The organism is Halohasta sp. A2, from assembly GCF_056175805.1.
Genome location: NZ_JAQFWV010000077.1, coordinates 1 through 14,418, shown reverse-complemented (window position 1 = coordinate 14,418; position 14,418 = coordinate 1). Strand labels below are relative to the sequence as shown.

The following is a 14,418-nucleotide window of genomic DNA, read 5'->3' as shown; positions in this document are numbered from 1 at the left end:
CATTGATCGCGTCATCAAGCTCTTTTTCCGACAGATGTTTCACCAACTTGGTCCGACGAGAAGCCTTCATTAGCGCCTATACGCGCTCCGTAGATTCAAACATAGCGCAGACCACTCAAGCTCTCGTTAACGCTACTCGGTCGCTTCGCTCTCTGCGTTGCTCCTTGAGGAAGGGGACTTAGCACCTAATTCCAGTTAAATAGGGTCAGTATCTCTACCAACCAATGAGCAGACCGACATTGGATCTAAACTGCTGAAACAGTGGTGGGTGTGTCTTTCCAGACAACCGTCCGGGTTTTGAGGGTATAGTGTAAATTTGATCTGCACCACTGGTTACTGAAACTGTATGAGCAAGAATATTATAGCCACAAAAAACAGTCATAGGTAGATGTATTCGTGGTTGCGTCGGCAACTACAGCGGGCATACGAGCATGTACTCCGCCGTGAAATCGGCGACGGGCCGACACACGTCGGGATTATCCAAGACGGAAACCGCCGGTATGCTCGCAAACAGGGCGCCAAAACGCCCGAAGGCCACCGTGCGGGTGCGAGCACTTCCGAACAGGTACTCAATTGGTGTGAGGAACTCGATATTGCGGAGCTAACGCTGTATGCGTTTTCGACCGAGAACTTCAACCGGCCGCCCGAGGAGCGCGAACCCCTGTTCGATATAATAGAATCAAAGTTGTACGAACTTGCCGACAGCAAGCGAGTACACGATGCGGAGGTCTGTATTCGGGCTATCGGTGAGATCGAACGGCTTCCCGAACGTGTTCAGGAGGCAATCGCCTACGCCGAAACCCGAACGGAAGGCTACGACGGATTCGAGCTCAACGTCGCCTTGGCCTATGGGGGACGCAACGAACTGCTTCGTGCGGCTCACGATGTGACTGCCGCCGTCGACGCGGGAAAGCTCGTACCCGAAGAGATCGATGTCGAAACGATCGAGGCCCATCTCTACCGCCGGCCGATTCGGGATGTCGATCTTATTATCCGCACGGGCGGCGACGAGCGCACCTCGAACTTCCTGCCGTGGCATGCCAACGGCAACGAGGCGGCCGTCTATTTTTGTGCGCCATACTGGCCGGAGTTCTCGAAAGTCGATTTTCTCCGAGCGATTCGTACCTACGAATCTCGCGAGGAGTCGTGGCAACGGACGAAGGTCGACCGCGCAATCACGCTCATGCAGGCACTCAGTGAAGTTGAATTAGCCGAGGCCCGTGAGATCATTTGTCGACTCCGCAATCAGCTGCCTGACCGCAGTATCGAAAAAATCGTCAATGAACTTCCGAACCCGCAATCAGCCGCGTCGAAAGAGTCTACCTCCCCCGAGATAGATACCACACGCACAGAGCCAGCCGATTGACACTGATCTGATCACTCTCTTCTCCGTTTGTAGCCGACCAGCCAGTGTCGAAACACTTTCATCTGCGACAGTCGTTATGAATGATAACTAATCGAATTCGTATGTCACAAGCTCCACTTATCCGCTGTAAGAATCTCAGTCGGTCCTACAAACTCGGTGGGAATCGAAGTCGCTGGTTTAGTAGGAACGATTCCGATGTGCCGACAGTCACTGCGCTTTCGGATATTGATCTACAGATCCTCCGCGGCGAAATCGTCGGCTGTGCGGGACCAAGTGGGAGCGGGAAATCAACATTGTTGCATCTGTTAGCAGGTCTCGATACGCCGACGACAGGAACCGTCTCGTTCGACGGGACCGATCTGAGTTCGCTCTCAGAGCGGGCTCGAACTCGCCACCGACTCGATCACGTCGGGATTGTCTTTCAGCACTTTCATTTACTCGACTCGCTGTCGGCGCGTGCCAACGTCGCCCTGCCGCTTGTCGAACTCGGTCGACCGAAAGGCGAACGACGCCAACGGGCGACCGAACTCTTAGAGGCGATGGGGCTTGGCGACCGTATCACACACCGACCGACACAGCTCAGCGGCGGCGAACAACAACGTGTCGCAATTGCACGGGCGTTGGTGACCGAACCGGATCTCATCATCGCCGATGAGCCGACCGGCGAACTCGATACCCAAACCGGCGAACGTGTACTCTCACGGTTTCGGGCAGTTGCAACCGAATTCGATGCCGCCGTCGTGATCGCCTCACACGACGAACCGACGTTGGCGATAGCTGACCGACTCGTTCGGATGCGCGACGGCCGGATCGAAGAGATAGAAGAACTCTCTGGGGCCGAAAGACCTGAAGAAAGCAACCCACCCCAACAGTCAGCACCGACGAACAACGGGGACAACGAATGAACATACTACGTCTGTTGCTGCGGCTACGCGGACTCTTCGGCGTCAGTCTCCGACGCATGTATGTCCGGGCGACACAAACGGCCCCCGGCCGCACATGGCTGAGCGTTGGGGGCGTCGCTCTTGCGGTCGGTCTTATGGTCGTCGTCACCGGTATCGGTGTCGGGATCGCAACCCAATCGACGGTCTACAGCGAGAACGTTGATTACTGGATTACGCCCGAAACGGATGGCAGTTCATCCGCCCTCGTTGAAGCCGAAACCACCAAGTTTGGTTCGGTGCATCCAACGGCTGCAGAGCTCTCAGAATCGGAGTCGATTGAGTATGCCTCGCCAGTGTTGCAACAACCAATCCGTCTCGAAACTGAGTCGGGGGAGGGAGAGTACATACTGGCAGTTGGGATCGTCGGCCACTCAGAGTTCGACGAAATTGCCGATACGACGACCGAGGGGCTCACAGCTGGCGACCCATACTATAGCAATGAAACGTGGACCGGCGAGGTCGTACTATCGTCGGGTGCTGCAGAGCTGTTGTCAGCAAACGAAGGCGACCGGGTGAATGTAACACGCCCACAGGCCGGTGCAGAGCGGAACTTTTCGGTTACTAATGTCGGTGAGGCCGAACAGTCAGGAAGCCAGTTTCCAATCGCTGTAATGCAGTTGAGCGAACTGCAGGCGATTACGGGAAGCGATAGTAACGACGAGGCCGGACAGATTGTCGTCAGTTCGACTGACCCGGATATTGAGCCGACGTTAGCCGAGTTGTATCCGCGATCTGAGGTCTCGACGCGGGCAGGGCTCAACGCACAAGCAGTCTTTGATGAAGAACTTCCTCTTGCGTTGTCGATTACTGCAGCCATCATCGCAATCGTCATCGGAACGTTGTTTGTGATGACGACAACCGGGCTGTCGGTGGCCGCCGATCGTGGAAAACTCGCTACCCTTGCGGCCATCGGGGTTTCACGACGGACGCGATTCGGATTGTTGGCTGGTGAGATCCTCATGATTACGGCGGTTGGGGGTGTCATCGGCGTAATCCTCGGGCTAGGTGGGATTCGGCTGACAAATATCGTCGCTCGCCAGACGTTAACTAGTGGTGATGTCGCATCAGCTGATCCACTTGTGATCGCCTTCGGGTTTGTGATTTCGGGGGTCATCGGTCTGTTTGTGCTGCCGTATTTGGCACTGTTGTTGTCTCGTGTCGGACAGGCTTCGGAGGTGGGCCAGTGAGTCTCTTGCAGTGGGCTCGGCGAACTCGGGCGACCGCCGGGATCGTCGTCGCACAGCTAACGCGCAACCGTCTGCGAACCACGTTTGCGATCATTGGGATCATACTGGCGGTGTTGTCGACGACGCTGCTTGCGGGGGTGGGAGCTGGTGTCTTCGAGACAGGCGAATCCCAGCTCGATTCTGCGGACCGCGATCTCTGGGTCAGTAGTGGTCCCGTCGGACTGTCGGCATCGAGTGGAGGGTTCGAAAACACGCTATATGATGCCCATGAAGTTGATACGGAGATTGAAGAAATAGAGGGGGTAAAAAATGCGGTTCCGATCGGATTCCAAACGATTTACGTAAGCGACAGCACAGACGATTTTTCGACGATAATCGGGACCGGCGTCACCGGTTCGGGCTCTTCGGTCTCGATAGCTGAAGGAGAGGCATTTCCATCGTCGGCTGGCCACTATGCCGATGGAAACTACAATGGATCAATGAGCCATGAGGTGATGATCGATACCGAAACCGCCGAGGACTATGACGTTGAAGTCGGTGACACACTGTATATTGGTGGAACACTTTCGAGTGCGCGATCGAATGAATTCACCGTCGTCGGGGTGACCGATACGTTCTCACAGTTCGTCGGCACGCCAACAGTGACGATGCCGCTCAGTGAGTTGCAAACCGTGACGGGGACGACAAACAGGGATTCGGCGACGTTTATCACCGTTACGGCGGAGGATGGCGCAGATATTGAGGCCGTCCAACAGCGGATTCAAGACGAGTATCCGGAGTATACCGTTCGGAGTAACCAAGAGCAGTTGGAATCGGTTGTACAGAATCAAGCCCTCGTGTTAGCCGGTGGGGTTACCTTGGTTGTTCTTTCGTTTATTGCGGGGCTGGCGCTGACGACGAACCTATTGGGACTCGTGGTGTATCAACAGCGCGAAACGTTAGCCGCATTACAGGCCACAGGCATGTCACAATCGACGCTCGTCAGGCTCATCGCTGGCCAGGGGCTGGTCATCGGGATCGCTGGTGGGATTTTTGGTGTTGGACTTACGCCGCCGTTGGCTGGACTTCTCAACCAGGTTGCCGAGAGACTCGTCGGATTCGAGGGGCTCGTGCAAGTGCCGACTGAGATGTTAGTTGTCGGTTTTGGGATTGCAACCGTGGTTGGAACCCTCTCGGCTGCTATTGTAGCATGGCGGATTTCACGGCTTGAGACGCTCGAAGCGTTAGGATGAAATCCAAGGACCGACGTCGGCTATGTGTTCCGTAGTATGAGCCACCTCACCCAGACACATAGTTGAGACGATTATTCGACCGTGACACTTTTCGCGAGGTTGCGTGGCTTGTCGATCGGTCGACCCAGCGCGTCGGCCAAATAATACGAGAACAACTGGAGTTGGACGTTCGCAAGAATCGGTGCCACACGCTCGTTGGTTTCGGGGATCTCCAGCGTTTCGTCGGCGATCTCTGTGGCATCGGAGTGCCCATCAGTCACCGCAATGACGGGCGCACCGCGGGCTTGGACTTCTTTGATATTGCCGAGTGTCTTTTGGGCGCGTTCGTCGTCGCCGGTGAGGACCGCAAACACAGGTGTTTTGGAAGTGACCAACGCGAGCGGGCCGTGTTTGAGTTCGCCTGCTGGAAATCCCTCGGCGTGTTCGTAGCTGATCTCCTTGCATTTGAGTGCACCTTCGAGCGCGACCGAGACGTTGGTTCCACGACCGATGAAAAAGTAAGCTTCGCTGTCGGCGTACTCCTCGACCAACGAGTGGGCCCGGGAGGTATCCAGTACTTCTTGAACATCGCCTGGAAGGTCTCTAAGCGACTCGATCAACGGGCGGAGATCAGACGATGTGTCGACCAGTTCCTCGACTAAGAGGGTACATCCCACAAGCTGTGAAGAAAACGTCTTGGTCGCCGCCACCCCAATCTCTGGGCCCGCACGGATGTAGACGGCGTGATCGCACTCGCGGGCGGCCGTCGAGTTGACCGTGTTGGTCAACGCGAGCGTGCTGACCCCGCGACTGTTTGCGTTTCTGAGCGCGGCCAGCGTGTCGGCGGTCTCGCCGCTTTGGGTGATCCCGACGACGAGCGTTCCCAACGAAAGCGGCGGCGGCGACAGCGCGTACTCGCTGGCGAGATATGCTTCGGCGGGAACCCCCCGGTCTCGAAGCAAGGCCGCGCCATACAACGCCGCATGATAGGAGGTTCCACAGGCGACAAACTGAACCGCATCCGGCTGTGGGATTGCCTCAACTTCTTCGAGTGTGATCGTTCCCTCGAGGGCGTCGATCCGTCCCGAAAAGGACTGGCGAAGCGAAGTAGGCTGCTCATGAATTTCTTTGAGCATGTAGTGGTCATAGCCGCTTTTTCCCGTGTCGTCGGCTGTAAATGAGACCGTCTCGACGGCGACATCGACCGGTTCGCGGTCCCCATCGAGGATGGTGTAGCCGTCGGGTGTGGCGATGACTCGGTGGCCGTCTTCGAGAAAGACCACCTCGCGGGTGTGTTCGACGAAGGCTGGCACATCGCTTGCAAGGAAGGTCGCAGTCTCACCGACGCCGACGACCAGTGGCGAGCCCTGTCGGGCCGCAAAGATCGTCTCAGTTCCCTCAATGATGGCGGCGATCGCGTAGCTGCCTTCGAGACGGTCGATGGTATCGTGAAACGCCGTCTCGGGGTCGACACCACGCTCTAAGGCTTGGGCAATGAGGTGTGGGATGACCTCGGTGTCGGTCTCACTTGTAAAGGATGTGCCGTGGGCTTCAAGCTCTGCTTTGATCTCACTGTAGTTTTCGATAATTCCGTTGTGGACAACCGCGACCCGTCCGGTCTCATCAGTATGGGGATGGGCGTTGGCGTCAGTCGGCGGCCCGTGGGTACTCCAGCGTGTGTGACCGATCCCAAACGTTCCCGCTGGGGGTGTGGTGGTGAGAGCATCTTCGAGTTCCTCAAGTTCCCCAGAACGACGGACGACCTCGATTGTGGGTCCCAAAGCGATACCAGCCGAATCGTAGCCTCGGTATTCGAGACTCCGAAGTCCATCGAGTAGCACATCTTGTGTTTCGTCTCCCCGTCCAATACAGCCGACGATGCCACACATTACCGGACCACCTCGCTGTTTGCGTTGATTGTGCCACGTACGACGACGGCGGGGCCAATCTGTGTATCTGGACCGACTAACGCACCCGGCTCAAGCGTTGTATTGCCACCAACGGTGACTCTGTCTGCCAAAACGCCACCGAGATCGACGTTACTGTAGACGGTTTCGTTGAGAATGACGTCTGCTGGGCCTCCAGCGACGGTGAGATTGGCGTGTATCTCGCAATCTTGGCCAGTCACACAGTCGATTGCCGTCGAGTTTGGACCGAGTGTGGTTCCGGTGTCGACGACTGCGTCTTTGAGAACGCTGTTGGCACCGACCGTTGCGTTCGCACCAACGGCGGTGTTGGGTCCGACTACGGCGCCCGCTTCGATCACGGCGTCTTGGTCGACGACTACCGGTCCGACGAGTGTTGCATCCGGGTGAATGTTGGCTGTGTTGTCGACGTAGATGCTTGAGGCTGGGTGTGTCTCTGGGGGGTCCACCCAGCCGCGGACTAACAGTTCCCGCGAGAGTGTGAGTAGGTCCCACGGGTGGGTGGCATCCATCCAAAACTCGTCGGTACGGACGGCACGTACCGTTTGGTCGGTTTCCAGAAGGTGGCTAATACCGTCGGTCAGCGGGAGTGTCCCACGGTCGAGCGCCAGCGTCTCGAGCGTCTCGAAGATCGTCTGGTCGAACGCGTACACACCCGCATTGAACAGCCGGTAGTCGCCCGTCTGTGGCTGTTCGATGAGGTCGGTGATTGTTTGGCCCTTCAGTGTGACCGCACCGTACTGTGGCGCTTGTTCGCCTTCGACAACGGCCAGCGTTGCAGCCTGGTCCGTGTGGGTGTGTTTGACTGCCTCGACAATCCGGTGGTCGATCACCTGGTCGCCGTTGACCAAGAGGAACGAGCCTTCGGGGCCATCGCGGGCTTCCAAGAGAGCGTGTCCACTGCCGAGTTGGTTGTTTTGGGTGTGGTATTCGATTGGCGTGTTGCGGTAACGCGGACCGAAATGCGAGCGGACTCTCGAGGCTCGATAGCCGACGACGAGGTGAATCTCGTCGACGCCTGCTTCGATGACGGCGTTGAGAACGTGTTCAAGAATAGGGCGAGTGCCAGCTGGCAACATCGGTTTTGGTCTGTTTGCGGTGAGTGGCCGGAGTCTGGTGCCTTCGCCAGCGGCCAAAACAACTGCCGAAGACGGCCCAGAAGAGTCTTTTGGGGGAAGTTCAGCCATATGTATTTAATTGAGGACATTTGTCTTAACAGTTATTTTTGTAGTGAATTTATTAATCTGACGCGATGACATTTATAAATCTACTAACGAATATCAGCGTATGCCTCACAGCTGTACGGACTGCGATGAGCGCTTCGAGACATTGAGCGCACTGCGACTCCATGACTGTGCAGCCGACAGATCGGCTGAAGATACGACCTTTGATCTCGACAACTGGATGTCTGAACGCGGTGATCAGCGGCGGCGCGAGCGTGAGTCCCTCGCAGTTGAGACTGTCGATGAGACGTTCACAGATTTACTCGAGACGACACAGAACAGTCACGACGAGACCAAAGTAGTTAGTCTGCTTGCCAACTACGAACGGGAACTGCAAGAGGCACTCGATATCGACGACAACGGAGACAGCTATCGGGCCGTTTTCTGGACCTACTACGAACCCGTAGTCGATCGGATCGACAATGTCTGTCGCACAGCGGGGTGGCCCTTTGTTACCGATGTGATCGATGCATACGATCATCGAGCAGATAACATGCTTTCGGATGCCACGGCTGTCGTTGCTAACCTCGTCGCCCGTAGTCTGATTCGGACACGCTTGACCGATGGTGTCGATGCCATTCCAGTCGACGCGGTTGAGTTCCTTGCATCGATACAGACCTACGACACCGAAACCTTCGAAATCGCAGCTGAAGAGTCCCATCACATCGGATGGGCAGTTGGACATTCAGAGATCGATGTCGACGAACGAATCCTCAGTGCTGTCCCAGACAACGATATCTGGGCCGCAGCCGCAGCAAAACGTGCCCTGTATGCTGATCAAACAGCAGTCTCACTGTACTGTGAACTAATCAAAACCGCCGAAGAAATCGGCTTCGTGCTTGATGGACTCGCTCATTTTGAGGGAGAACCTGATTGGTCGCTGTTCCCCCGTGGTTGGGAGATCACCGATGAGTTTGACCGCGAGTTCACTTTCTCGTTTGAGCCTGAAACCGAACGACAGCTCCGCGAAACGATCTCCGCCTGTGGTCACGACACCCAGCTCCCAGAGGACTGGGACTTCGAAGATCTCGAACTTCGATGGTAGTGGGTTACGATCAACTCTCTCCGTCGAAGCATTTGTATACATTGCAAACATAGCAAACAGCATGGGGACAATTTCCGCACGAGTGCCCGACGAGTTAGAGACTGAGCTTGAGGCATATCTCAAAGGCGAAAATCTTGATCGAAGTACAGCAGTTCGAAAACTGCTCTCAGAGAGTCTCGAAGACTGGCGTCGACAACAGGCACTCGAACAACTATCGGATGGGAAGGTGACGTTCAGCAAGGCAGCTGAACTCGTAGAGATGTCTGTCTGGGATTTTGCGCAGCTGGCTGAAGACCACGATATCACGTGGGTAGCCGACGAGCACCTCGATGACGACCTAGAGGCACTCTGAATGTGGGTCTTCGATGCAACGCCACTCATCTACCTTGCGAAAGTCGACCAGCTCACACTGGTCTCACACCTCGAAGCACCGTGTGTTATTCCAAAGCGAGTCTATTCCGAAGTAGTAGAGGCAGGCATCGAACACGGCTATCCGGATGCTCGGCGTATTGAACGGAGTGTCGAGGATGGTCTCTTCAGTAGGATGTCAGTGGACGACGGTGAGTTCTTTTCGCGAGTACAACGCAACCCTAAGCTAAGCGACGCTGATGTCGCTGTGTTGGCCTGTGCACACACACACGACGGTGTAGCCGTGATGGACGAGACATATGGACGCGACGTCGCATCGACCGAGGGAATCACGACACGAGGCACTGCGTACCTTGTGTTGTCCCTTGCTAGCCAGAACGTTATCAGTGTCGACGACGCACGAACAGTGATCGACGGGATGGTAGAAGCGGGATGGTACTGTTCACCCAGTATGTATGCGAAAATCGTTCAGAAACTCGATTCAGTTTTGGATTGATAAACACACTGGGCACGTCCTCATCGGTACAAAACCTGACTGTCACTGTGCTGGTTCGGGGGGTTGCAATGCACTTGCAGCGAGTGCAGTTTGTAGCTCCTCACGTTCACGGCGAAGTTGCCGCATCTCTTCGGGATGCTCATGATAGTATGCGAGTGCCGTGTAGATCTCACCAAGTGATCGATCGAGTTGATCTGCAATATCTGCAGGTGAATTTCCGCCGTCGATTACGAGTTCATAAATATCAAACACACTCACACGTGTCCCTTCGAGACGGGGTTCACCACCGAGTACGTCGTTGGATTGTACGATGGTTGTCATAAGTACGGTATTGTTTGGTCGTTCACTACATAAGCGTTCGCTGAGTGTTCTTCAAATGCATGACGACGCCAGAGCCACAGCGTTAGACAGACCACCGGGCCTACGCAGAATCCGAGTGTTCGCGACCAGCACGCACAACACGTAGTCGATGTTCGATATCGATATCTGAGTAAACTACCCTACCCTACTCCTTCGGCGCACACGCGCCTTAGTCCTTGAGGGTAGGGTAGTTTACAAACGTCCTTGCACACGAATACGGCCACGTCGATCCCGAAACAGTGTACGAGACGCTCCAAACAGGCCTTGGGGTGTATGATACGTACAGCCAGCAAGTCGCCGAGTGGGTTCGGGACTACGAGTAGTCGACTCTGACGAGGATTTGGCAGGGAGTAGCGTTGATTGGGAGGGTATCGCCGAAAATGGATACTAATCAGCTACTTGTCCATTGGGGGAACGCTATTTGTCGACTGTGATTCGGCGAGCGAATTGAACGCTCACCCAGTGATTGATCACCACTCACGTGGACAGCTGTTGTCCACGGTCAACTGACAGGCTCGTCGTCGTGTCTGACCGACGTCGATCAATCGAACTAAATGGGTGTTTTTCGTGTGAGAGAATAACAACAGGACGTTGTTCGTGGGCACCGGTTGGGTCAACCGCCCAACAGATTGTCCCTATCGGGTATTTACTCATCCTCTAGCTCGGCTTCCAACTCGGTAATCTCGGCGTCAAGCTCGTCTTCGTCCACGTCTTCCGTTGGTATTCCTACGTATTCTTTGTCTTCGAACATTCTCTCAAGTTGCTCAAGGCTGGCGACGTACCGGTGAAGGTCTTCACGGTGATCGAGCGCGTGGTAGTGGCTGTCCCGAGTTTTCCCGATGAAGCCATCGTTGTAGAGTCGCGTGAGCGTTGTGGTGACGGTGCCATGGGGGAGTTCGAGGTGGTCTTCGAGTTCTTTGGGTTTGAAACCGAGTTCGGTGTTGTCGTAGAGGAATGCGATTATGTCGGATTTGGCTGTCCCGGGCGTGAGTTCGACGTCGGGTTCGTGGGTGTTAAGATGGACAGGCATAGTTGTATCCTAATGTAGCTCTTTGTGTCTTATAGCAATTCCTGTAAGTCACTTTAATTTGTCACAACTACACCGTGAGTGGGCATCGGCAAAGTCGACGAGATCAAAGCCCAAAAACCATATATCTGAGTTAGAAATTTATATGTGTGTCAGAGCCGTAGAGTGGTGTATGACCGAAGAGACGACGTACCCTGACGAACCCAATGAGTTCCCCACCGAAGAAGAACTACCGGACGAACTGGTCACTGTAGATGATATTGACCCGTTCACTGTTGCTGCCGATGAGTTTGAGGACATCGATGAGTTCGCAGCCGCAGAGTGGAAAAGCAAGACCACTGCGAACGAGCGCATTCGCACGGTGATCAACAATACAACAAGTCTGGAATCAGCGAGCGATATCGCAGATACATCTCTTGTCTCAGAAACGAAGGCGAGAGAGACGCTTAATGGGCTTGCTGCGGAAGGTATCGTTAGTAGCCAGCAAACAGAGTCCGGAAAGTTGTACTCCCGAGACCCAGATTGGCACCTTCTCAAACAGATTAGGCAACTCGCTGGTAGCGAAACATTAGTGGATCAAATCCAGCGAGTCAAACAGGAACTCGCAGCGTACAAGAGCAAGTATGATATGGCCGGTCCAGAAGAACTCTTGATTTCAGACAGGGAGCTCAAACAGGATGAGCTCGATGACGTCTCTCACTGGCGGACGGCAGAACGAGAGCTTAGCCACCTCAAAGCAGCATACCGTTTCAAAGAGGCAAAACAGCAGACCGTCATTGCAATGCGAGCGGAGCACAGACAGACAGGAGAACAAGCAACAACCCCAGCTGACACCCCTCACACAATCCAATAATGGGGATGGGCAATGGGGCTCCAATCGATTCAGAAGCGATTTTGCAAAGTGTAGAGCAGATACACAAGCAACTCGACAAGGGGTTCGTCGAGGTCCGATACAAGTATCAAAAAGGCGGTCAGTTCGGACGGTGGCAAGGCAACGATGTCAGAGTAGCACGGGTTACTGTCGCGCCAGGAATTCATCAGAAAGGGGCATATTTCGATATTCAGTGGTGGGAAAATGGTGACTACAAATACCACTATCGAGAAGAAGGACTGCAATTCAGATTCGGTCGTGAAGAGGCGAATCAATCTACAAATAAACCGGTTCGACATTTTCATCCACCCAATGATATCAACGCACACAACCGATCTTGTATCGAGAGTGGACACCCACCTCAACGTGTCACAATTGCCGTCTTGAAGACGTGGTGGACAGCGGTCGAAAAGAAGGATGAAACTGTCATAAATACTCAGAATGGATTGCCGTGACATACACACCGCACCGTGTGGTGTGTTACCCCTGAAAACGTATATCTTCACGAGTCGTCGACGGCTCGATACTTGTGTGCTGCCCCCTCTGGTTCGAATCCAGGCACATACGTAAACGGCGTGTTGGGCTGGCCACTGAACAACAGCGGCAAGCGATCGCGTGTCTCGCGGACCGTCTGGGCCTCCGAATTGTCATCTGTTGGCTCGGAGCGATAGATCTGCGGGGCAGGCAGTGTCTCGGCATGGAGATCCTCGACGGAGAGCACTCGGACTTCCCAGTCAGCGGCGATTTTTCGGGCACGGTCAGTCAGCCTCGTCGTATGGCACAACACCGGCATTGCTCGACAGGCAAACCCGAGCATACACAACCGAAACAAGACGGCTGGGGTGATGGGTCGACCGCGCCAGTCTTTGCACTGGGCGACGAGTCGATCGGTTGGTCGCTTTTGAGTGTCGCGTCGACGGGCGACGACATCGATTTCGAGGCCGTAGGCTGTCTCTCGGCGATCAGTTAGATATCCCCAGCGATCCAAGGCCGCAACAAGTTCGCCTTCGAGCCACTGGCCATTCTGCCGGATGTGTTCTTCGGGGTCGTGGGCGTGCTGGTCTACTGAGTGTGTGGATGGGGTGTTTTCTCGCATTGTGTGGCTTCGATTTGGGTGCTCGTATGGGTCTGTAGTGCGTGGTTCAGAGCTGTGCAGTGTATCGTGTCGGTGTCTTGCTGTTGCTGACTGTGTCTGTTTTAGCTGCTGAGCGGACGATCTTTCTTGGGCCAGCGATAGCCAACAGGCAAGTCGACGCAGTCGATGCTGTATCGTCTGGATGCTGGCCAGGATGTATCGACGCTCCCGTGTTGAGAGCGACTCATCGTTGGCGACAACATCACGGAGTGTGTTGGTGTGATGCTTGCTCGTCTCGATGAGGATGGTAGCAGCATCTGTCGGGTATCTCTCAGACTGGACATCTGTAGGTGACTCAACAGTGGGTGGACTTGCGCTGACAGACACACGTTCGAGTAGCGGCCGTATTGCATCGAGGGTGGCCTGGAAGCCCTGCAGATCGATCGTCATCTGATGTCGCAGTGGGTGGGTGAGGTCAGTTCGCTGCGAAACCAACCCTGAGAGTGTCGAAGCTAGTACAGAGAGTGTCTCGACGACGGCGGTGGCATACGTCGGTTGGATGGCACTATACTGGCCGGTGGATCGACAGTCATGGAATTCACATTGCTGTTCGAACGCATGGTCGTGTGGCTCGAGCAAGACCGTGGTTTCGGTGGCTTCGCCGAGAGACGCATTGAGAACTCGAGAGAGTCGTGGGTCATACAGTTTCAATCCTGGTTCGTGGATGTGGATACTCTGGTACTGAGCGTGATCCAACGTCATCTCCGAGTCTGAATACGGATCCGAGGTGACAGGCGTAATCGACATCTCACCAGTATACCCAACAAGCGGCGGGGGTATCTCAACACCGACGTCGGTGATGCGGAGTACTTCGAGGGGGTGATGAAGGAACGTGAGATCACGAAGGCGGCCACAACCCTTGAGAGCGGTTGCGGTAAGTTCCGAGACCGCAACGCCACGTGGGTCGGCTGTCGCTTCGAGCAGGAAGGTTTGTGTCTCAGTGGTGAGCTCTCTGGCAGACACCTGCCGATCACAGGCTTCGATTGTCCCGATTGTGCGGTGGGACTCGCCAGTGGGGTCTTGCCACTCAATGAGGACGGTGGTGTCGGCACTGACTGACTCAAGTGTCTCGATGAGTGTTTCGGAGTCTGATTGTGCGGCCGTCATTTATGTTGGTTGTTTTGGATTGGGCCCATGCGTTCTAGTTTAGTGGCGATCAAAAGCAAACTCACCTGATTCAACCTGTCTGCATAGCCGATCCCTCTGGGGATTTGGATTCTGCGACGCCCACAGCAACAACTCATCCAAATCCGGCAGTT

General features: G+C 55.0%; 14 protein-coding genes and 1 pseudogene. 10 read left to right on the top strand and 5 right to left on the bottom strand.

Translation table 11 applies throughout. The features are described 5' to 3' along the window. The first annotated feature begins 388 nt into the window (after positions 1 to 388). The 4 genes from uppS to O2S87_RS15725 all read left to right on the top strand — a co-directional run bounded on the left by uppS (position 389) and on the right by O2S87_RS15725 (position 4,729). Entirely contained in the window at positions 389 to 1,366 is a 978-nt protein-coding gene (gene uppS, locus O2S87_RS15740) for a polyprenyl diphosphate synthase (protein ID WP_475409719.1), read from the top strand. 101 nt (positions 1,367 to 1,467) lie between these two features. Continuing rightward, on the top strand, positions 1,468 to 2,271 hold the full coding sequence (locus O2S87_RS15735) for an ABC transporter ATP-binding protein (RefSeq protein WP_475409718.1): 804 nt from the start codon (positions 1,468 to 1,470) through the stop codon (positions 2,269 to 2,271). Beyond that, complete coding sequence (locus O2S87_RS15730) at positions 2,268 to 3,497, top strand: ABC transporter permease (RefSeq protein ID WP_475409717.1); 1,230 nt, start codon at positions 2,268 to 2,270, stop codon at positions 3,495 to 3,497. Before O2S87_RS15735 ends, O2S87_RS15730 begins: the two co-directional genes overlap by 4 nt. Continuing rightward, complete coding sequence (locus tag O2S87_RS15725) at positions 3,494 to 4,729, top strand: ABC transporter permease (protein WP_475409716.1); 1,236 nt, start codon at positions 3,494 to 3,496, stop codon at positions 4,727 to 4,729. Before O2S87_RS15730 ends, O2S87_RS15725 begins: the two co-directional genes overlap by 4 nt. A gap of 71 nt (positions 4,730 to 4,800) precedes the next feature. On the opposite strand, the gene glmS is transcribed toward O2S87_RS15725, so the two are convergent. Together glmS and O2S87_RS15715 are read right to left on the bottom strand one after the other, a co-directional pair. Continuing rightward, positions 4,801 to 6,597, bottom strand: a complete 1,797-nt coding sequence (glmS, locus tag O2S87_RS15720) for a glutamine--fructose-6-phosphate transaminase (isomerizing) (protein WP_475409715.1) — start codon at positions 6,595 to 6,597, stop codon at positions 4,801 to 4,803. Then, a complete protein-coding gene (locus tag O2S87_RS15715) occupies positions 6,597 to 7,820 on the bottom strand; it encodes a sugar phosphate nucleotidyltransferase (RefSeq protein WP_475409714.1) in 1,224 nt (407 codons plus the stop codon). Before O2S87_RS15715 ends, glmS begins: the two co-directional genes overlap by 1 nt. A 100-nt stretch (positions 7,821 to 7,920) precedes the next feature. Here O2S87_RS15715 and O2S87_RS15710 point away from each other — a divergent pair, with 100 nt between their 5' ends. The 3 genes from O2S87_RS15710 to O2S87_RS15700 all read left to right on the top strand — a co-directional run bounded on the left by O2S87_RS15710 (position 7,921) and on the right by O2S87_RS15700 (position 9,766). Continuing rightward, on the top strand, positions 7,921 to 8,901 hold the full coding sequence (locus O2S87_RS15710) for a DUF8137 family protein (RefSeq protein WP_475409713.1): 981 nt from the start codon (positions 7,921 to 7,923) through the stop codon (positions 8,899 to 8,901). 61 nt (positions 8,902 to 8,962) lie between these two features. After that, positions 8,963 to 9,253 (top strand): UPF0175 family protein, encoded by a 291-nt coding sequence (locus O2S87_RS15705; protein WP_475409712.1) that lies wholly within the window; start codon positions 8,963 to 8,965, stop codon positions 9,251 to 9,253. Further along, a complete protein-coding gene (locus tag O2S87_RS15700) occupies positions 9,254 to 9,766 on the top strand; it encodes a PIN domain-containing protein (protein ID WP_475409711.1) in 513 nt (170 codons plus the stop codon). A 42-nt stretch (positions 9,767 to 9,808) separates the two neighbouring features. Here O2S87_RS15700 and O2S87_RS15695 read toward each other — a convergent pair whose 3' ends face one another. Further along, positions 9,809 to 10,087 (bottom strand): DUF433 domain-containing protein, encoded by a 279-nt coding sequence (locus O2S87_RS15695; RefSeq protein ID WP_475409710.1) that lies wholly within the window; start codon positions 10,085 to 10,087, stop codon positions 9,809 to 9,811. Between the two features lie 242 nt (positions 10,088 to 10,329). Between O2S87_RS15695 and O2S87_RS15690 the strand changes: the two are divergent. Further along, positions 10,330 to 10,449: pseudogene (locus tag O2S87_RS15690) on the top strand (type VII toxin-antitoxin system HepT family RNase toxin); the annotation flags it as partial. Between the two features lie 323 nt (positions 10,450 to 10,772). Here the strand turns inward: O2S87_RS15690 and O2S87_RS15685 are convergent. Beyond that, a complete protein-coding gene (locus O2S87_RS15685; RefSeq protein WP_475409709.1) occupies positions 10,773 to 11,156 on the bottom strand; it encodes a MarR family transcriptional regulator in 384 nt (127 codons plus the stop codon). Between the two features lie 169 nt (positions 11,157 to 11,325). Between O2S87_RS15685 and O2S87_RS15680 the strand changes: the two genes are divergently transcribed. Both O2S87_RS15680 and O2S87_RS15675 read left to right on the top strand, forming a co-directional pair. Next, on the top strand, positions 11,326 to 12,006 hold the full coding sequence (locus O2S87_RS15680) for a DUF7342 family protein (RefSeq protein ID WP_475409708.1): 681 nt from the start codon (positions 11,326 to 11,328) through the stop codon (positions 12,004 to 12,006). Continuing rightward, positions 12,006 to 12,479 carry a toxin-antitoxin system TumE family protein gene (locus O2S87_RS15675; protein WP_475409707.1) on the top strand — a complete coding sequence of 158 codons (474 nt, stop codon included), beginning with the start codon at positions 12,006 to 12,008 and terminating at the stop codon, positions 12,477 to 12,479. Before O2S87_RS15680 ends, O2S87_RS15675 begins: the two co-directional genes overlap by 1 nt. 47 nt (positions 12,480 to 12,526) lie before the next feature. On the opposite strand, the gene O2S87_RS15670 is transcribed toward O2S87_RS15675, so the two are convergent. Further along, positions 12,527 to 14,266 (bottom strand): hypothetical protein, encoded by a 1,740-nt coding sequence (locus tag O2S87_RS15670; protein WP_475409706.1) that lies wholly within the window; start codon positions 14,264 to 14,266, stop codon positions 12,527 to 12,529. Between the last annotated feature and the right edge of the window lie 152 nt (positions 14,267 to 14,418).